This window comes from Polaribacter sp. Hel1_85 (assembly GCF_000766795.1).
Classification (GTDB): domain Bacteria; phylum Bacteroidota; class Bacteroidia; order Flavobacteriales; family Flavobacteriaceae; genus Polaribacter.
This window is the reverse complement of sequence record NZ_JPDS01000002.1, coordinates 520740-541901: the sequence shown is the minus strand read 5'-3', so window position 1 is coordinate 541901 and position 21162 is coordinate 520740. Positions and strand designations below refer to the sequence as shown.

The window sequence follows — 21162 nt, the reverse complement described above, 5'->3', positions numbered from 1 at the left end:
ATTTTTGAGGTCTTTTTTTTGTTTAATTAAATACAGTAATACTTAATTAAGAGGATAAGATGTTAGTTTTACACTTATCTTGGAACAAATAGACCTTTTTAAGAACAAATAATTTTAGAATACCTTTTTTTTATTTAAACTTGTCTAGTAATTATTTAATTTGAAAACCTTAAATCATAATAAAAATATAACTTTTTTATTATCGCTGTTATTTGCGTGTCAATATTTTTGTGCACAAGATTTAGATAGCATTTATAAAAAATTAGAAATAGATTTATTAAGGTTTCATAGTCCAATTGTTATTAAAGAAGTAGATAGTATACTCCACAAAAATGAAGTTTCTGGTTTTATTATAAATGATTTAAAAGCATTAAAAGTAGAAGCATTAGCTGAGTATAGTTTTTTTGTAGAAGCATTAAATCTCTCAAATGAAGTTTTATCAATTAAAGATAGTTTAAGTGAAAGGGCAGAAGTTCGAATTCGAATACAAAGAGCATTAATTTTTGAGTATTTTGAAAAAACGAAGGAAGCATTTTCTGAGTTAGATAGACTAGAAGAAATTTATACTACTAGAATAAAATATAGGTATTATGGACAGTATTTATTTAGAAAATCTTCTAGCTATAGAGTTTTGAAACCAGTAGAAAAAAGCGACAGTATTGCATTGTTTTATGCTAATAAAGCTGCAGCTTTTGGAGATCTTTATAAATATTATGATGTTAGTGCAATTGCTAAAATGTTACAAAGTTTTTTTGTTGATAAAAATGATTATATAAATAGAACAAGGCTTTTAAAAGCGTCTTTAAAAGACTTTAAACTTTTAGAAAATCCTCTTTCTGTGAGTATGATGTATACTAGTTTAGCTCGTATTTATCAAAAAAATAAACAGTTAGCAAAAGCTCGAAAATATTTAGACTCAGCACTTACTGAAGCAAAAGTAACAAAAGATTTATATTTAATGTCTTCTGTGTTTAAACAAAGATCAATTTTTTTAGAAAGTATAAACCAACAAGATTCTGCGCTCTACTATTTTAAAAAGTATCATAATGCTGAAACAGAGATTAACTATGAAAAGCAAAACTTAGAGGTTGCAGAAATTAATTTTAAAAACGAATTAAAGTATCATAAACTAGAGGTGTTAAAATCTAAATCTGAACTTTTAGAATCAAAAAAGAATAATTATTATTTGATTGTGTTTTCAATAGGATCTCTTTTTTTAATAGGGTTAATATTTGTTTTATATAGAAGGTTGAGTAAAAAGAATAAAGAAGTATTTTCTAGAAACGAAAAATTGAATCAAAGTATTAATGAGAAAAAAGTTCTGCTTAAAGAACTTAATCATAGAGTGAAAAATAATTTATCTTTAATTATAAGTTTAATCAAATTTCAATCAAAAGAATTTGATAATGATATTTATAAGGAGAGTTTTGTTCATTTAGAGAACAGAATAAATACAATTGTAATTGCTCATGAGCAGTTTATTTATTCAGAAAACGAAATAGAAGGTAAGTTTTATAATCTACAAGAGTATTTGCAAAAGATATCAGAACCTCTAATAAATTTATCTACTCGTAAAATCGACTTTAAACAAAAAGTAAAAAATATTAGAATAAATTTAGATACAGCACTTCCTATTGGAATATTAATGAACGAATTAATAAGTAATAGCTTAGAGCATGGAGTTACCAATGATGTTCTTGTAATTAGAGTTTCGATAAAAAGTGATGGCAATAATATTTTTATTAACTATTTTGATTCTGGAAGTACTTTTAAAGTTAAAGAAAATAATAATAGTTTAGGGTTATTTATTATTGATAGTATGATTGCACAACTTAACGGGACTTATACAAGGAAAGGGTCTGCGTATGAAATAGTTTTAAAACACAAAAATTAAAATCTAATATGGAAAAAATAATAGATTCTAAAAAAAGTATTTTAATAGTAGAAGATGAGTTGTTAATTGCTTTTCAGCTAAAAAACGCTGTCATTCAACAAGGGTATTTATGTGCAGGAATTGCAATTAACTATAATTCTGCAAAAGAAATTTTAGACTCTACTAAAGTAGATTTGGTACTGTTAGATGTAAAAATTTCTGGAGAAAAAACAGGTTTGGATGTAGCTTTATTATTGAATTCTAAATTTGGTATTCCATTTTTGTTCATCACTTCATTTAATGATTCAGAAACATTAGCAAATATTAAAAAACTTTCACCAAAAGGTTATATAAATAAACCCATTAATGAAGCCACATTACTAACTACAATTGACATTGTTTTTGATAATTTAAAAGATAAAACAAAAGAATTTATAAATATAAATATAGGGACAACTACATATAATATTAATTTAACAGAATTATTGTACATAGAATCAGAACATGTTTATGTTAGGTTGCATTACAGAACGAGAAGCCTTTTAATAAGAAGTTCTTTAATTAATTTTTTAGATTTATTACCAAACAAAGTATTTTTACAAGTAAACAGAAGTAATGCTGTAAATATTAATTTTATTGAAAATGTTGGTGCTAGAGATATTAAAATAAATACTGAAACAATAAAGCTCTCATCAAAATATAAAGAAAACTTTTTGAGTATTTTTAATTCTTAGTTGGTTGTTTAGTTATTTTAAAAATAAATATTAGGTAAAAACACCTGTTTTTTAAAATAAATTTGAGAGTTCAGAACAAATTACCCTCTTTTCAGAACATAATTTATTTTATAGTATAAATTTTAAGATATTTTTAATCGATTTTTTAACAAAAAACATAAAAAATGAAATTAAAATTATTTTTAATCTTTTTAATGGTGGGGGCTATTAATGGATTTTCACAAACAACTTTCACTCAGAAAACAAGCTCAAATCTAACTAATGCTGAGAGTTTTAAATTTAGCCAAATAACAACATCAGCAACAAATGGTGTAGCTGCATCTGGTTCTAATATTTATGTAGCAACTACTTCTGGGTTATTGATTTCTTTAGATGGAGGAGTTACTTTTGCCACTAAAACAACTTCAAATGGTTTAGGTTCTGATAGTATAAACGATGTTTTTTTAGATGGTACAATTATATATGCAGCAACATCTGCAGGTATTTCTATTTCTTCAGATGGAGGAAATAGTTTTGTAAATTATGCACCAGGATCTTTTCCTTTAGCAAATAATATTCTAGATGTTTATGCAAGCGGTAATAATATATATGTAGCTTCATTTTATAGAGTTTTTATTTCTACTGATGCAGGATCTACTTTTGTAGAAAAGTATACTTCAGACGGATTAGGTAAAGAGTTTTATAGAGGTATTGTTGCAGATGGTTCTAATGTATATGTTGCTAACGATGGTGGTTTGTCTATTTCTACTGATGGCGGAGTTTCTTTTACAAATAAAACAAAAGCAGATGGTTTAGCCAATACAGGAGCAAATGGAGTTTCTTTTAGTAATGGAGTATTATATACAGCATCAGAAGGATTTGATCCTGTTGGAGGAGTGTCAATAACTACAGATAATGGAAGTACATTTAATGTAGTACAACAATCTGATGGATTGGCAGCCAATTCAGTAAACTGTGTTTACAGTAAAGATGGTAATGTGTTTGTAGGAACAAGCGGTTCATCAATTTCAGTTTCAAATGATGGAGGTTCTACTTTTACAATTTACAGTTATTATGATGGAATAATAGGAGTAGTAAATGATATTTACTTTGATAATAATAAAATTTATGTTTCAACTAATAATGGGTTGGTTATTGGAGAAGAAGCTTTAAGTTACACACAGATACCAGATGCAAATTTTGAGCAACGTTTGATTGATTTAAATATTGATTCAGATGGCGTTATCAATGGAAAAGCCTTAACTACTGATTTAGAAGTTGTAACCACTTTATCAGCACCAATTAATACGATAACAGATTTCACTGGAATCGAAGCGTTTAGAGATTTAGAAGTATTGAATATTTATAATGCTCCAATAACAAGTATTGATTTATCCAACAATTTACAATTAAGAGAATTATATACAAGTAATCAAACAGTTATTGAAGGTAAATTTTTAACTTCTTTAGATATTACGAACAATGTATTATTAGAAAAGTTGGAAGCAACCAATAATGCGATTACGAGTTTAGATGTAAGTAACAATCCATTGTTGAGAGTGCTTGATATTTCGGAGAATGAGTTAACAACACTAGATGTTTCAAATCAAACAGGATTATTAGAGTTAGATTTTGCAAGCAACCAATTAACAGCAATTGATGTTAGTAACAATACTTTATTGACTAAGTTACAAGGAAATGCTAATAATTTAACAGGCGCAGTAGATGTAAGTCAGAACACAGCGTTATTAAACTTAACGTTAAATAACAATGCCAATTTAGGAAACATAAATGTTGCTACAAACATAAATTTAACGAGATTAAATTTATCAACAACAGGATCAACAAGTGTAGATGTTTCAACCAATGTTGCCTTAGAAGAGTTCTTTGTGGCAAGTAATATGCTTACAGCATTAGATGTTTCAACAAATACAGCCTTAAGACAAATAGGATTTGCTTACAATCAAATTACATCTTTAGACTTAAGTACAAATGGAGGCTTAACAGTAATTAGAGTAGAGAATAATGCATTAGAGAGTTTAAATATTCAGAATGGAAACAATGCAAATATTACACAGTTTGATATCAGTAAAAACCCTTTATTAGAATGTGTTTTAGTAGATGATGAGAATGTAGTTTCAAATTTAAACAACAAAGATGCACAGACAAGTTATTCTAGTGTAGCATGTTTTTCAGCATCCGATTACACACAGATACCAGATGCAAATTTTGAGCAACGTTTGATTGATTTAAATATTGATTCAGATGGCGTTATCAATGGAAAAGCCTTAACTACTGATTTAGAAGTTGTAACCACTTTATCATCACCAATTAATACGATAACAGATTTCACTGGAATCGAAGCGTTTAGAGATTTAGAAGTATTGAATATTTATAATGCTCCAATAACAAGTATTGATTTATCCAACAATTTACAATTAAGAGAATTATATACAAGTAATCAAACAGTTATTGAAGGTAAAGTTTTAACTTCTTTAGATATTACGAACAATGTATTATTAGAAAAGTTGGAAGCAACCAATAATGCGATTACGAGTTTAGATGTAAGTAACAATCCATTGTTGAGAGTGCTTGATATTTCGGAGAATGAGTTAACAACACTAGATGTTTCAAATCAAACAGGATTATTAGAGTTAGATTTTGCAAGCAACCAATTAACAGCAATTGATGTTAGTAACAATACTTTATTGACTAAGTTACAAGGAAATGCTAATAATTTAACAGGCGCAGTAGATGTAAGTCAGAACACAGCATTATTAAACTTAACGTTAAATAACAATGCCAATTTAGGAAACATAAATGTTGCTACAAACATAAATTTAACGAGATTAAATTTATCAACAACAGGATCAACAAGTGTAGATGTTTCAACCAATGTTGCCTTAGAAGAGTTCTTTGTGGCAAGTAATATGCTTACAGCATTAGATGTTTCAACAAATACAGCCTTAAGACAAATAGGATTTGCTTACAATCAAATTACATCTTTAGACTTAAGTACAAATGGAGGCTTAACAGTAATTAGAGTAGAGAATAATGCATTAGAGAGTTTAAATATTCAGAATGGAAACAATGCAAATATTACACAGTTTGATATCAGTAAAAACCCTTTATTAGAATGTGTTTTAGTAGATGATGTAAATGCAGTATCAAATTTAGGTAACAAAGATGCTCAGACGAATTATAATAGTACAGTTTGTCCAAATGCGTCAGATTACACACAGATATTAGATGCAAATTTTGAGCAAGCATTAATAGACCAAAATATTGATAGTGATGGAATAATTAATGGTGAAGTTTTAACTTCTGATATTGAAACAATTGCTGAATTAACAATTTCAGATTTAAACATCGCAGATTTAACAGGAATACAAGATTTTGCAGAACTTGTTTATTTAGATGTAAGAGGAAATGAATTAGTAAGTTTAAACCTATCTTCAAACACAGGTTTAGAAACTGTTTTTGCTCAATTTAATGATTTAACGAGTATAGATGTTTCTAATAGTTTAGGTTTGGTGGAATTAGCATGTCAATTTAATTTTATTGAAAGTTTAGATGTTTCAAATAATACAGCCTTAATCACTCTAAGTTGTGAAGCAAATCAAATACCAAGTTTAGATGTTACAAACAATGTGTCATTAGAAGCTCTAAGTTGTGGAGCAAATAATATAGCAGCTATTGATGTAACAAACAATACAGTTTTAACAATTTTAACGGTAGATAATAATAAACTTACAACTTTAGATGTTACAAATAATACTGGATTAGAAATTTTAGGTTGTGGTACAAATGATATTACATCTTTAGATATTTCAAATCAGCCATTATTAAAGAATTTAAATACAAGTAAAACGAAATTAACTTGGTTAGATGTAACGAATAATACTGTTTTAGAAATATTATCTTGTCAGCATAATACTTTAACTTCTTTAGATGTTAGCAATAATATAAATTTAGAAATCTTAAGAGTAGATAATAATTCATTAACAGGGATAGATGTTACAGAAAACACTCAAATACATGAATTAGATTTAAGATCAAATTCTATAGTTAATATTGATGTTAATCAAAATACACTTCTTACAAAATTATTATTAGCAAACAATTCTTTAGAAAGAGCATATTTAAAAAATGGTACAAACTCTTTAATTACAACTTTTAGTATTAATAACAATCCAAATTTAACTTGTATTGCAGTTGATGATGTAGCTTTTTCTAATACAAATTGGACTGATAAAGACCAAGATGCTAATTATAATACAGATTGTAATTCAGAATGGACTGTATATACAACAGATGAAGAATTAGAAACAGCTCTAGTAACTGCAACAGGTCTAGATACAGATGGAGATGGAGAAATAACCTACGAAGAAGCACAGGCATTTACAGGGACATTAGATTTAACAGGTAAAAATATTTCTAATGTAATAGGTTTAGAAGCATTTACTAATGCAGATATAATTGATGTTTCTGGAAACATTATTACAGATGTTAGTTCTTTATTAAAAGCAAATTCTGTTATAGTACAATCTAAAACAACAGGTGAAAAAAGAAGTTTTAATAGAACAGAAAATAATGTTAAAAAGCTAATTCTATCTGATAATTTAATAGAAAGCATAGATATTTCTGAAGTTAAAAATATCACTGAGTTAATTGCTAGAAACAATAAATTAACTTTCTTAAATTTAAAAAATGGAAACAATTCAACTTTAGAAATTGTTGATGTTACAGGTAATGCTAACTTAGGGTGTATTGAGGTTGATAATGTTGCAGATGCAGAAGCGAATGAAAATTGGAAAAAAGATGCTACAGCAATTTACAGTACATCTTGTAACGCTTCATTATCAATAGATGATAATTTCTTAAAAAACAACATTAATATTTATCCTAATCCAGCGGCATCAATTATTAAGATTTCTATATCTAATGGTTTACAATTAAAATCAGTTGAAATTTTTAATTTAGTTGGAAAAAGAGTTGTTAAAACAACAAAAGAAACTATAAGTGTAGCGCATTTACCATCTGGAATTTACTTTGTAAAAACTAGTACAGATAAAGGTTTTGTAAACGCAAAATTGATTAAAAGATAATTTTAATCCCCCATTTTTTAAAAAAAGCTACTGAATTTTCAGTAGCTTTTTTTTTTTAACACCTTACCTCATTCCTTTAGAATTCGTGTATTTTACGAATTAGAGAAATAACAACAGTTTATTTTTTTCTACAAATTCTCATTAAAAGGATGCGGATTCTAAAAAGAATAAAATTTAATAAAAGGATTATACTACTTTTGATGTAGAATCAAAAAAGTAGTTCTAAGAACTTTAATTTTGGTATTTTTTCATTCTTAGAGAATGCGTATATTTACGAATTAGTGAAGATTAGGCGATGTTTTTGTATTAGCTTGATAATCAATTTATGAACCAAGAGGTTTTTGGCCTTTATAGAGTTGTTTTTTAGTGGATTTGCTGCTAATAATAATCCTTAAAGAATATCAACTATAAAAATATATATACTTACATGGCATGTGGAAGTTGTGGTACAACAGAAAATGGAGTACCAAAAGGTTGTAAGAGTAATGGTAATTGTGGTACAGGAACTTGTGGAAGTGGTAGTAATAAACTTGCCGTTTTCGATTGGTTGTCTAACATGACTCTACCAAGTGGACAAGAAAGATTCAATATTTTTGAAGTTCGTTTCAAGAACGGAAGAAAACATTTCTATAAAAACCCTGATAATTTACCCATAACAATGGGAGATATTGTAGCTACAGAAGGTTCTCCTGGGCACGATATTGGTACAGTTTCTTTGGCAGGAGAATTGGTAAAAGTGCAAATGAAAAAGCGCAAAATCACTGCAGATCATGAAGATGTAAAGAAAATTTACAGAAAAGCAAGTCAAAGAGATATTGATATTTGGCAGCAAGCAAGAGCAAAAGAAGAAGAAACTCAAAGAAGAGGAAGAGAAATTTTAGGACGTTTAGGTTTGCAAATGAAATTATCTGATGTAGAATATCAAGGTGATGGAAACAAAGCAACTTTCTATTATACAGCAGATACAAGAGTAGATTTTAGACAATTAATTAGAGATTTAGCAAGTGCTTTTTCTATTCGTGTAGAAATGAAACAAGTAGGCGCAAGGCAAGAAGCTGCACGTTTAGGCGGCGTTGGTTCTTGTGGTAGAGAATTATGCTGTTCTACTTGGTTAACAGATTTTAGAAAAGTAACAACATCTGCAGCTCGTTATCAACAATTGTCTTTAAATCCATTAAAATTAGCAGGACAATGTGGCAAGCTTAAATGTTGTTTAAACTTTGAGCTAGAAACCTATTTAGATGCTTTAAAAACGTTTCCAAAACAAGATGTTGTTTTAAAAACAGAGAAAGGAGATGCTGTTTTTGTAAAGATGGATATTTTTAAAAATCATCTTTGGTACACATATAAAGAAGAACGTTTCAAATGGTTTAGACTTACTTTAGATCAAGTTCTAGAAATAATTGATCTCAATAAAAATAATGAGAAATCTATTTCGTTAGAAGAATATGAAGCTGATGTAGAGATTCCTGTAAAAGTAGATTTTGAGGATGCTGTTGGTCAAGATAGTTTAACACGTTTTGATGCGCCTAAAACTAGCAAACGTAAAAGAAATAACAGAAATAGAAATAAGAAAAAACCTGTGGCTGCAGTTGCTAACAATAATAATAAGCAAAAGCCAAATCCAAATCAAAAAAGGAAACCACAGGCAAGAAAGCAATCTAATAATAACCCAAATAAGCAGAATAATCAACAGAAACCAAAACCTCAGTCTAGGCAAAAACCAAAAACTCAAGCAAAAGCAAAGCAACCAGAAGGAGAGGTTAAGAAGGTAAATAAACCAAGAAGAAATAATAAAAATCGTAAAAATAATAATCCAAAAAATGACAACAATTCTGAAAATAAATAAGTTTTCAATTGTTTTAGTATCTGTTTTTTTAATGTTTTCTTGTAATGATAAGGTTGATTTTAATGAATATAAATCAATTGATAATGAAGGTTGGAAAGCGAATGAAAAAGTATTGTTTGAGTTTGATGTAAAAGATACAATTTCACCCAAAAATTTATTTATCAATATTAGAAATAATAATGAGTATGGATATAGTAATTTGTATGTTATTACGGAGCTTATTTTTCCAAATAAAACCATTGTTGTAGATACTTTACAATACGAAATGGCAGATGAAATGGGTAGATTTTTAGGTACTGGTTTTACAGAGATTAAAGAAAATAAATTATTTTATAAGGAAAAAAAGACGTTTCCAGTTTCTGGAAAATACATGTTTAATGTACATCACGCAATGCGAAAAAATGGCGCTATTAATCCAATTGAATTTTTAAAAGGAATTCAAGATGTTGGTTTTAGCATAGAAAATTAGAAATAAATTCCCGTTTTCACGGGAAAGACAAATTAAAGAAATCTCAAAAATATTGAGAAGTAATTTTTATTATGACAACAAAAAAAGTGACAAGTTTTAAAAAATATATCAAATGGTTTTGGGGAATCGTTCTTGGAGGGTTTTCGTTACTAATATTAATATTTTTATTTGCTTCATGGGGGTTTTTAGGAGCTTTACCAACGTTTGAAGAATTAGAAAATCCAGAAAATAACTTAGCTACAGAAGTTATTTCTGCTGATGGAAAAACATTAGGTAAATATGCTACAGAAAATAGAACACCAATAAAATTTAAAGCTTTACCAGACAATTTAGTAAAAGCATTAGTAGCAACAGAAGATGAACGTTTTTTTGAACATTCTGGTATTGATTTTTACAGTACAGCAAGAGCAGTATTAAAACCAGGAAGTGGAGGAGCAAGTACAATTACGCAGCAATTGGCTAAAATGTTGTTTACTGGAAGAGCTTCTAGAAACATTTTTTTAAGAATTGGTCAAAAAGTTAAAGAATGGGTTGTAGCACTAAAATTAGAAAAGCAATACACCAAGCAAGAAATTTTAACCATGTATTTAAATAAATACGATTTCTTAAACCAGGCAGTTGGTATTCGTTCCGCAGCAAGAATTTATTTTGGTAAAGAACCAAAAGAATTAGATGTACAAGAATCTGCTATGTTAGTTGGGATGTTAAAAAATTCATCATTATACAACCCTCTAAGAAGAGAAGAAAGGGTAAAACAACGTAGAAATGTTGTTTTAAAACAAATGAATAGAAGTGCGTTTATTACACTACAGGAAAAAGATTCTTTGCAAAAATTAGACTTAGGTTTAGATATTCATAAAGAAGGTCATAGTGATGGATCTGCAACTTATTTTAGATCTCATTTACAAAAAGTACTTAGAAAATGGGTACAAAACAACCCAAAACCAAATGGTGAAGAATATAATATTTTTAGAGATGGTTTAAAAATTTATGTAACCATAGATTCTCGTATGCAAAAGTATGCAGAAGAAGCTATTGAAGAACATATGTCTAATTTACAATCGTACTTTTTTAAGGAACAAAAAAGAAATAAAACGGCTCCTTTTTACGATTTAGAAAAAGATCAAATTAAAGGGATTTTAGATAGAGCTAAGAAAAATTCTGATAGATATAAGCGTTTAAAAATTGCAGGAAAATCTAATAAATATATTGATAAGGTTTTCAAAACAAAAACAAAAATGAGTGTTTTTTCTTGGAAAGGAAATAAAGACACCCTTATGTCTCCAAACGATTCTATAAGATATTATAAATACTTTTTACGTTCAGGATTATTGTCAATTGAACCACAATCTGGTCATATAAAAGCGTGGGTTGGAGGTATAGATAATAAACATTTTAAATATGATGCAGTTGCTCAGCAAAAAAGACAAGTTGGTTCTACTTTTAAGCCTTTTGTATATGCAACAGCCATTAATCAATTAAAATTATCTCCTTGTGAAGAGTTTCCTAATATACCATATACAATACCTAAAGGAAAATATGGAATTCCAGAAGAATGGACACCAGAAAATTCTAATAAAAAGTATGGAGGAATGCTTACTTTAAAAGATGGTTTAGCAGGTTCTGTAAATACAATGTCGGCAAGATTAATAGATATGGTTTCTCCAGAAAACGTAGCACGTTTAGCAACATCTGCAGGTATTGAGAGCGAAATTCAAGCAAATCCATCAATTGCACTAGGAGCAGTAGATTTATCTTTAATAGAAATGGTAAGTGCCTATTCTACGTTTGCAAATAAAGGTTTACGAGTTTCACCAATGATTTTAACAAGAATTGAAGATAAAAACGGAACTGTTTTACAAGAATTTATACCAGAAACTAAAGAGGTTTTAAGTGAAGAATCTGCTTATGTGGTGTTAGATTTATTAAAAGGAGTAACACAATCTGGTTCTGGTGTTCGTTTACGTTTACCATGGAAAAAAGCAAGTTATATAACAGGTCATCCTTATAAATTTACAAACCCAATTGCTGGTAAAACAGGTACTACACAAAATCAATCTGATGGTTGGTTTATGGGAATTGTACCAAATTTAGCAACAGGAGTTTGGACAGGTGGAGAAGATAGATCAACTCATTTTGCAGGAATTGATAAAGGACAAGGAGCAACAATGTCTTTACCATCTTGGGCTTTATTTATGCAAAAATGTTATGCTGATAAAACATTAAATATCAGTCAAGAAGATTTTGAAAAACCAGACAATTTATCAATCAATATTAATTGTGTAGATAAATCTGATAAAAAAGATGATGACAAGAAAGAGGTAATTCCAGAAGAAGATACAGACTTTTAATTTTGCTAAATTTACTTGTATTGAACTAATTTTAGTATTTTTAAATATAAATCATAAAGAGAATTAGTATGATAAATAAAAAAGTAAACAACGTACAAGAAGCTTTACAGGGTGTTAAAAGTGGAATGACTTTTATGCTTGGAGGTTTTGGTTTGTGTGGAATTCCAGAAAATGCTATTTCAGAATTGGTCAAATTAGATATTAGAGATGTTACTTGTATTTCTAACAATGCAGGTGTTGATGATTTTGGATTAGGATTACTTCTTCAAAATAAACAAATCAAAAAAATGATTTCTTCTTATGTTGGCGAAAACGATGAGTTTGAGCGTCAAATGTTATCAGGTGAATTAGAGGTAGAATTAACACCCCAAGGAACTTTAGCAGAAAAATGTAGAGCTGCACAAGCTGGTTTTCCTGCATTTTATACACCTGCTGGTTATGGAACTGAAGTTGCAGAAGGAAAAGAAACAAGAGATTTTGATGGAAAAATGTATGTTTTGGAGCCTGCATTTAAAGCAGATTTTGCATTTGTAAAAGCTTGGAAAGGTGATGCTGCAGGGAATTTAATTTTTAAAGGAACTTCAAGAAATTTTAATCCAAATATGTGTGGAGCTGCAACAATTACAGTTGCAGAAGTTGAAGAATTAGTTCCTGTTGGAGAACTTGAACCAAATAATATTCATATTCCAGGAATATTTGTACAAAGAATCTTTCAAGGAAAAGATTATGAAAAGAGAATTGAACAACGAACTGTAAGACAAAGAAATTAGTTATGGCTTTAGATAAAAATGGTATAGCAAAAAGAATTGCACAAGAAGTTCAAGATGGATTTTACGTAAACTTAGGAATTGGGATTCCAACTTTAGTTGCTAATTATGTAAGAGATGATATTGAAGTAGAATTTCAAAGTGAAAACGGAGTTTTAGGAATGGGGCCTTTTCCTTTTGAAGGAGAAGAAGACGCAGATATTATAAATGCAGGAAAACAAACCATAACCACAATGCCAGGAGCAAGCTTTTTTGATTCGTCAATGAGTTTTGCAATGATTCGTGGTAAACACGTACATTTAACAATTCTTGGAGCAATGGAAGTTGCAGAAAATGGTGATATTGCTAACTGGAAAATTCCAGGAAAAATGGTAAAAGGAATGGGTGGTGCAATGGATTTAGTTGCATCTGCAGAAAATATTATAGTTGCAATGATGCACACCAATAAACGTGGTGAATCTAAGATATTAAAAAAATGTTCTTTACCCTTAACAGGGGTTGGTTGCGTAACTAAAGTAGTTACTAATTTGGCTGTATTAGAGGTAAAAAATAATGCGTTTCATTTATTAGAAAGAGCTCCTGGAGTTTCTATTGAAGAAATTAAAAAAGCAACAGAAGGCACTTTAGTTATAAATGGAGAAATTCTAGAAATGAGTATTTAATATGAAATTATTTAAAAAAACATATTGGTTAATTTATCCGGTCTTATTAGTGCTTTTTTTATTCATTTTTGATCAAATTTATACAACAGATAATTTTCTTTTAAAAGTTGGGATTTGTGGTCCTTTAGCTTATATTTTATCACCAAGAAAAAAGATAATAGAAAATCAAACAGGAAAGTTCAAACAAATTACCTGGATTTTTCTTAAAAACTCAATTATTTTAGATAAATGAAAATAATATCATACAATGTAAACGGAATTAGAGCAGCTTTAAAGAAAGGATTTTTAGATTGGTTAGAAGCCGCAAATCCAGATGTAATTTGCATCCAAGAAACCAAAGCACATAAAGAACAATTAGATTTGTCTTTGTTTGAAAATGCAGGTTATCCTCACCATTATTGGTTTTCTGCACAGAAAAAAGGATACTCTTCTGTTGCCGTTTTTTGTAAAGAAAAGCCAAATCATATAGAATATGGAACAGGAATAGAATCGATGGATTTTGAAGGTAGAAACCTTCGTGTAGATTTTGACGATGTTTCAGTTATGAGTCTATATCTTCCATCAGGAACAAATTCAGAAAGATTAGATTTTAAATTCAACTTTATGGACGAATTTCAGGAATATGTAAATGATTTAAAGAAAGAAATTCCAAATTTAGTAATCTGTGGAGATTATAATATTTGCCATGAAGCAATAGATATTCATAACCCAAAAATGAAAGGAGTTTCTGGGTTTTTACCAGAAGAAAGAACTTGGATTGGAGATTTTATTAATAGCGGGTTTATAGATAGTTTCCGTTTTTTAAATCAAGATAAACAAGAATATTCTTGGTGGAGTTATAGAGCAAATTCTAGAGCAAATAATAAAGGTTGGCGTTTAGATTATGCTATGGTTTCTGAACCTTTAAAAGAAAATATATCGAGAGCTTATATTTTACCAGAAGCAAAACATTCAGATCATTGTCCAATTGTAGTTGAGTTAGATATTTAAAATAGATGATAAAAAACCTAATTATATTCCTTTTTTTAACCAATGCTGTTTTTTCGCAAGAAACAAAAGACAGTATTTTTAATATAGAAAAAGATACTTTATTCGTTAAAGTAAAAACAGATACTTTATTTATAGCAAAAGATTCTCTTGTAAAACCAGTTAAAGAAGAGTTGTTTTCTGATAAGGATTTAAACACAATTGATAGCTTATTGGTAGAAGAAAAGTTTTACTCATCATTAGTAGATTCATTAAGTTATGTAATTAATGATAAAGATATTATTGGAAACACAACATCAGTATTAACAACAGATTTGCTAAAACTGCGTCTTTCTAATTTAAATGATAAAACTCCATTTAACCTAGGATACAATTCTTCCTTAGAAAAAGTAATAAACAGTTATTTATTATATCGAAAAAAGTATTACCCAGCTTTAATGGCAAAAGCAAAATATTATTTTCCAATGTTTGAGCAACATCTAGATCAGCATGATATTCCTCTTGAAATGAAATATTTAGCAATTGTAGAATCTGCATTAAGACCTAAAATTAAGTCTAGAGTTGGTGCAACAGGTTTATGGCAATTTATGTACGGAACAGGAAAACAGTTTGATTTAAAAGTAAGTTCTTATGTAGATGAACGTCAAGACCCTGTAAAAGCAACAGTTGCAGCTTGTAAATATTTAAGTCAGTTATTTACAATTTTTGGCGATTGGGATTTAGCTTTAGCAGCGTATAATTCTGGACCAGGAAATGTAAGAAAAGCAATAAAACGCTCTGGAGGGTATAAAAATTATTGGAATATAAGACCTTATTTACCGAGAGAAACAGCAGGCTATGTTCCTGCATTTTATGCAACAATGTATATTTTTGAGTATGCAGATAAACATAAAATTTACTCTGAATTACCAAAATTTTTCAATTTTCAAACTGATACAGTTCGTATAAAAAGAACCATTAGTTTCGATCAAATTGCAGAAAAAATAGATGTTGATGAAGAAGTTTTAGCAGAACTAAATCCTTCTTATAAGCTAGATATAATTCCTTTTGTAAAAGATAGAAATTATGCTTTAAGATTACCTAGCAACAAAATTATTGCCTTTTTAGATAAAGAAAAAGATATTTATGCTTTGGCTGATGCAGATGATTCTCAAAGAGAAAAACCATTGCCAAAATACTTTGAAATGGATAAACGAATTCGTTACAAAGTGGTAAGTGGAGATTTTTTAGGAAAAATTGCAAATAAATTTGGTGTAAGAGTAAGTGATCTTAAACGTTGGAATAGTCTAAAAAGTAGTCGTTTAAAAATAGGACAAAGATTGTATATTTATCCAAAGAAACTTGCATTCTCAAAAGGAAAATCTACTAAAAAGAATGAGTTAAAACCTTCCATAAAAGGACCCCACAAAGTTTATATAGTTCAGAAAGGTGATTCACTTTGGAGCATTTCTCAAAAATTTAAAAATGTTTCTGTCGATAAAATTAAAAAATGGAACAATATTTGGAGTGCTAAAGGTTTAAAACCAGGAACTAAACTTAAAATATTTAAAAGCTAAACTCATGAAAAAATTATATACCCTATTTGCAATTACAGTTTTACTCTCATCATGTGTAGGTAAAGATAAATTTGTTTTACGTACATCAATCGGTAAAGTAAATAAAGTAATGGTAGTTACTAAAGCAAGTGACTGGACTGGTATTATTGGTAAAGAAATAAGGAATTCTTTTGGAGAATTAATGGTTGGTTTACCACAACCAGAATCACTTTTAACGGTTTCACAAGTTGCTCCAAATGGTTTTGGAAATATGATGAAAGTTGGTAGAAATATTTTAGTAATAGGTGTAAGTGATAAAGAAGAATATTTTGTTAGAAATAACGTTTATGCACAACCACAAACTATTATTTACGTGTATGCAAAGGATGATGAAGGTGTTGTGAAATTGTTTAAAAAGCACGAAAAAGAAATCATAAAAACGTTTATACAATCTGATATTAACATGACTCAGAATTTGTTTGCAAAAAACAAATTAGACGATTCTCAATTTAAAACTCTACAAAATTTAGGAATTTCATTAACCATTCATGATAAATTTAAAACTGTAGATGATACAGGAGATTTTTTGTGGTTACGTCATCATTTAACTAGTGGAATTGCAAAAACTGGAAGTAATAATATTTTAGTGTATTCAGTTCCCTTAGAAGATGAAACTCAAGTAGCAGATAGTATTGTAGCTGTTAGAAATAGAATCGGTAAGAAATATATTCCTGGTTCAGAACCAGAAACGATGTACATGATTACTGAAGAAGCATACACTCCTTTTACTTTTGATGCAACTATTGATGGAAAAAAAGCGTATGAAACTCGTGGAAAATGGGAAGTTCAAAACGATTTTATGGCGGGTCCATTTTTAAACTACACTGTAGTTGATAAAAAAAATAACAGATTGGTTATTTTTGAAGGATTTACCTATGCCCCTTCTGTAAATAAAAGAGCTTTTTTGTTTGAACTTGAAGCTATCGCAAAATCTATGAGGATTAAATAAAATTAACATAATTATAAATTGAAACCGAAAGTATTTACTTTCGGTTTTTTTATGGGATTTAATTATCAATTTCATATTTCCTATATTTGGTATTCAACCAAAACAATTATAATATGAAATTTAATCTTTTAATGACAGCATTTGCTGCTCTTGTGCCTATGGTAATCGGCTTTTTATGGTATGGTCCAATGTTATTTAAAAATGCATGGATGAAAGAAGTAGGTTTTACAGACGAATCTATGGAAGGTACTAATATGTTTAAAATGTTGGGTCTAAGTTATGTGTTGAGTTTTCTTTTTGCTTTTTTATTACAAACATTGGTAATTCACCAATTTGGAGCACAATCAACTTTAATGGCAGAACCAGGTTTTGCAGAAGGAACAGGTGAAGCATTTACATATTTTCAAGAATTTATGGCAAATTATGGCGATCGTTTTAGAACTTTTGGTCATGGAGCCTTACATGGAGGTTTATTAGGTGTATTTGTAGTTTTACCAGTTATGGGTACTAATGCTTTATTTGAAAAGAAAAGCTTTAAATATGTTGCTATTAATGTTGGTTACTGGATAGTGACAATGGCTATTATGGGAGGTATTCTTTGTCAATGGGTATAAAATTATATCATTTATAAAATAAAAAACCACGCATTATGCGTGGTTTTTTATGAATTAAAAATAAGTTTAGTAACCTATTTTTACTCTTACTTTTTGTAAAACATTATTGGCAACTTTTGTTGCTTTTTTTGCTCCAATTTCTAGAGCTTCATCAATTTCATGTTTATTTTCCATAAAATGATTGTAACGCTCTCTTACAGTAGCAAATTGCTCAATAATTAATTCGTATAAAGCTTGTTTAGCATGTCCATAACCATAATTTCCACCTTCGTAATTTGCTCTCATTTCTGCAATTTGAGCTTCAGAAGCTAATAATTTATACAAACCAAAAACGTTATCAGTATTTGGGTCTTTTGGTTCTTCTAAACCTAAACTATCTGTTTTAATAGACATTATTTGTTTTCTCAATTTTTTATCAGACAAGAAAATATTGATAATGTTATTTCTAGATTTGCTCATTTTTTCACCATCAGTTCCAGGAACTAATTTGGTGTGTTCTTGAATTTTAGCTTGAGGAACAACTAACGTTTGTCCTACAATATTGTTAAACCTATTTGCAACATCGCGAGTCATTTCTAGATGTTGTAACTGATCTTTACCAACAGGAACAATTTCTGCATCATACAATAAAATATCTGCAGCCATTAACATTGGGTAGGTAAATAAACCTGCATTTACATCTCCTAATCTATCTGCCTTATCTTTAAAACTATGGGCTAATGTTAATCTTTGATAAGGGAAAAAGCAACTTAAATACCAAGTCAACTCTGTTGTTTGAGGCACATCACTTTGTCTGTAAAAAACAGTATTATTTATATTTAAACCACAAGCTAACCAAGTGGCAGCAGTGCTATAAGTATTTTCTCTCAATTCTTTTCCATCCTTTATTTGGGTTAAAGAATGCATATCAGCAATAAAAAGAAAAGCTTCGTTTTCTGGGTTATTAGCCATTTCTATGGCTGGTAAAATAGCACCTAATAAATTACCTAAATGTGGTGTTCCTGTACTTTGAACACCTGTTAAAATTCTTGACATTTATCTTATTTTGAAATGCAAAAATAATCAAACAAAAGAATATTACTACATTAGCATATATGAAATATTTACTTTTTCCATTTCGTTTAATTTGGCGACTATGGTTTTATTTTTTAATGTTTATAACCATATTGTTAATGGTACCTTTATTATTGGTGCTTTTATCTGATGAAAAGTATTATAATTCTTTCTGGAAATTGATGAGAATATGGTCTTTTCTATTAATCTATGGTATGGGTTTTAGGTTAAAAATAGATAAAAAGCAAAAAACAGATCCTAAAAAAAGTTACATGTTTATTGCAAATCACGCCTCTTTATTAGATCCTTGGATTATGATAGCTATGAATAAAAACCCAATATTATTTGTTGGAAAAAAAGAACTAGTAAAACTACCAATATTTGGATTTTTTTATAAGAAAGCTGTAGTAATGGTTGATAGAGGCGATCCCAAAAGCAGAAAAAATGTTTATGCTAGAATTAAAAAAAGATTAGATACTGGTTTGAGTATTGCAATTTTTCCTGAAGGATTAGTTCCTGCAGAAAATGTGATACTTGCTCCTTTTACAAATGGAGCATTTAGTTTAGCTATAGAATATCAAATGCCAATTGTTGCACAAGTTTATTATGATGCAAAACGATTTTTTTCTTGGAATTTTTTTAAAGGAAGACCTGGTGTTTTTAGAGTAAAACAACTTAAATTTACAGAAACTAAGGGTTTATCAAATGATGATAGGGTTAAATTAAAAGAAAAGACGTTTATAGTAATGTATGATGAATTGTTAAATGATAAACGTTATATGAAAGATACAAATAGACCAAATAATGAGCGAGAAATTAAATCACCTTTATAGTAAATCCGAAGAAAATTTAAATATTTGGTCTCATGGTTTAGGTTTAATTGCAAGCATTATTGCATTTCCCTTTTTAATTATTAAGGCATTTTCGTATTCAAATTTTTGGGATGTTTCTAGTTTTATAATTTATGGGTTGAGTTTAATTATTCTTTATGCAGCTTCCACTTTTTATCATGCAGCTACAAACCCTAAGAAAAGAAGAAAATTAAATATTTTTGATCACGCTGCAATTTATGTACTAATTGCTGGTAGTTATACACCTTTTTGTTTGGTAGGTTTAGAGTCTCAATTAGGTTGGTATATGTTTATTGCAGTTTGGGTATTTGCTTTAACAGGTATTATTCTCAAACTTTTTTTTACAGGAAGATTTGACAAAATTTCAACTGCAATGTATCTTTTAATGGGTTGGCAAGTCATGTTTTTTATAAAACCTTTAATAAGTGCATTATCAAGTTTTAGTTTAAATTTGTTAATTGCTGGAGGTGTTTTTTATACAATAGGAGCAATATTATATTCTATTAAAAGAATGCCTTACAATCATGCAATTTTTCACGTATTTGTTTTATTAGGTAGTGTTAGTCATTTTTTTGCACTATACTTTCTGTAGCTAAAAACTTCTTTTAAAATGACTTAAATAATTTTTAAGACCTTTAAACTGGGTAAAAGTTTGACAATCCCATAAAAAAAAATTACTTTTGTAGTGCTTAATGATATTAACCTTGGTTAATACATTAGGTGTTATAAATCTTATTTAGGGGGTAGGTTTATTAAATTTCCTCGAACTTTTGTTCGAGGTTTTTTTATGCCCAATTTTTAAAAGGAAGCTTACTAATGCTTGAATTATAGTATTTTATATTACCAGTAACTTCTTTTCCTAACCAGTTTGGTTTGATGAAAGTCTCAAATTCAGAATTTAATTCTACCTCTGCAATGACTAATCCGTTATTATCTCCGTAAAATTCATCAACTTCAAAAGTATGCTCACCTGCATTCACTAAATATCTGGTTTTTTCAATTATTGAAGGTTCACAAAGTAAAAGTAAACTTTCTGCTTCTTCTTTTTTAATTTCCTTTTCCCATTCAAACCTTGTTGTTCCTGCTGTGTTAGATTTCCCTTTAATTGTCACAAAAGCTTTATTATTAGCAATTCTAACTCTTACGGTTCTATTTTTATCAGAATTTAAATAGCCTTGTTTAATGTGTTTTTGTGTATAGCTTTCATTTTTATAATCATCATTTTTCACCAAAAACTTTCTTTCTATTTCTACACTCATAAAATCTTTTGATTTTTGTACTAATGTAAGGTGTTTTATCGTTATTGTAACAATTAATAAAT

General features: G+C 28.8%; 17 protein-coding genes. 15 read left to right on the top strand and 2 right to left on the bottom strand.

Annotated elements, in window-relative coordinates; genetic code table 11:
* The first annotated feature begins 160 nt into the window (after positions 1-160).
* From PHEL85_RS09635 to PHEL85_RS09575, 13 genes are all read left to right on the top strand, one after another.
* Positions 161-1894 carry a sensor histidine kinase gene (locus PHEL85_RS09635; protein WP_036824482.1) on the top strand — a complete coding sequence of 578 codons (1734 nt, stop codon included), beginning with the start codon at positions 161-163 and terminating at the stop codon, positions 1892-1894.
* 8 nt (positions 1895-1902) lie between these two features.
* Positions 1903-2607, top strand: coding sequence for a response regulator transcription factor (locus tag PHEL85_RS09630; RefSeq protein ID WP_036824479.1), 705 nt, complete (start codon positions 1903-1905; stop codon positions 2605-2607).
* Between the two features lie 164 nt (positions 2608-2771).
* Complete coding sequence (locus PHEL85_RS09625) at positions 2772-7694, top strand: T9SS type A sorting domain-containing protein (protein WP_036824476.1); 4923 nt, start codon at positions 2772-2774, stop codon at positions 7692-7694.
* Between the two features lie 427 nt (positions 7695-8121).
* The gene (locus tag PHEL85_RS09620) at positions 8122-9543 is read left to right on the top strand and encodes a stage 0 sporulation family protein (protein ID WP_036824473.1); all 1422 of its coding nucleotides are present in this window, start codon (positions 8122-8124) and stop codon (positions 9541-9543) included.
* Complete coding sequence (locus tag PHEL85_RS09615; protein WP_081965109.1) at positions 9518-10012, top strand: gliding motility lipoprotein GldH; 495 nt, start codon at positions 9518-9520, stop codon at positions 10010-10012. Before PHEL85_RS09620 ends, PHEL85_RS09615 begins: the two co-directional genes overlap by 26 nt.
* A gap of 71 nt (positions 10013-10083) precedes the next feature.
* Positions 10084-12363: a penicillin-binding protein 1A gene (locus PHEL85_RS09610; RefSeq protein WP_036824471.1), complete on the top strand. Its 2280-nt coding sequence runs from the start codon at positions 10084-10086 to the stop codon at positions 12361-12363.
* 68 nt (positions 12364-12431) lie between these two features.
* On the top strand, positions 12432-13133 hold the full coding sequence (locus PHEL85_RS09605; protein ID WP_036824469.1) for a CoA transferase subunit A: 702 nt from the start codon (positions 12432-12434) through the stop codon (positions 13131-13133).
* A 2-nt stretch (positions 13134-13135) separates the two neighbouring features.
* Complete coding sequence (locus PHEL85_RS09600) at positions 13136-13792, top strand: 3-oxoacid CoA-transferase subunit B (protein WP_036824466.1); 657 nt, start codon at positions 13136-13138, stop codon at positions 13790-13792.
* Position 13793: 1 nt separating this feature from the next.
* A complete protein-coding gene (locus tag PHEL85_RS09595) occupies positions 13794-14024 on the top strand; it encodes a hypothetical protein (RefSeq protein WP_036824463.1) in 231 nt (76 codons plus the stop codon).
* Positions 14021-14782, top strand: a complete 762-nt coding sequence (locus PHEL85_RS09590) for an exodeoxyribonuclease III (RefSeq protein WP_036824461.1) — start codon at positions 14021-14023, stop codon at positions 14780-14782. The genes PHEL85_RS09595 and PHEL85_RS09590 overlap by 4 nt, the downstream gene beginning before the upstream one ends.
* A gap of 5 nt (positions 14783-14787) precedes the next feature.
* Positions 14788-16335, top strand: a complete 1548-nt coding sequence (locus tag PHEL85_RS09585) for a lytic transglycosylase domain-containing protein (protein ID WP_036824460.1) — start codon at positions 14788-14790, stop codon at positions 16333-16335.
* A 4-nt stretch (positions 16336-16339) separates the two neighbouring features.
* Positions 16340-17323 carry a DUF4837 family protein gene (locus PHEL85_RS09580; RefSeq protein ID WP_081965108.1) on the top strand — a complete coding sequence of 328 codons (984 nt, stop codon included), beginning with the start codon at positions 16340-16342 and terminating at the stop codon, positions 17321-17323.
* A gap of 113 nt (positions 17324-17436) precedes the next feature.
* A complete protein-coding gene (locus PHEL85_RS09575; protein ID WP_036824457.1) occupies positions 17437-17937 on the top strand; it encodes a DUF1761 domain-containing protein in 501 nt (166 codons plus the stop codon).
* Between the two features lie 66 nt (positions 17938-18003).
* Here the strand turns inward: PHEL85_RS09575 and trpS are convergent, their stop codons facing one another.
* Positions 18004-18972 (bottom strand): tryptophan--tRNA ligase, encoded by a 969-nt coding sequence (gene trpS, locus PHEL85_RS09570; RefSeq protein WP_036824455.1) that lies wholly within the window; start codon positions 18970-18972, stop codon positions 18004-18006.
* A 137-nt stretch (positions 18973-19109) separates the two neighbouring features.
* Between trpS and PHEL85_RS09565 the strand changes: the two genes are divergently transcribed.
* A complete protein-coding gene (locus PHEL85_RS09565; protein WP_156109167.1) occupies positions 19110-19823 on the top strand; it encodes a lysophospholipid acyltransferase family protein in 714 nt (237 codons plus the stop codon).
* Entirely contained in the window at positions 19795-20433 is a 639-nt protein-coding gene (gene trhA, locus PHEL85_RS09560) for a PAQR family membrane homeostasis protein TrhA (protein ID WP_036824448.1), read from the top strand. Before PHEL85_RS09565 ends, trhA begins: the two co-directional genes overlap by 29 nt.
* 193 nt (positions 20434-20626) lie before the next feature.
* Here trhA and PHEL85_RS09555 read toward each other — a convergent pair whose 3' ends face one another.
* Entirely contained in the window at positions 20627-21100 is a 474-nt protein-coding gene (locus PHEL85_RS09555) for a CYTH domain-containing protein (protein ID WP_036826109.1), read from the bottom strand.
* Between the last annotated feature and the right edge of the window lie 62 nt (positions 21101-21162).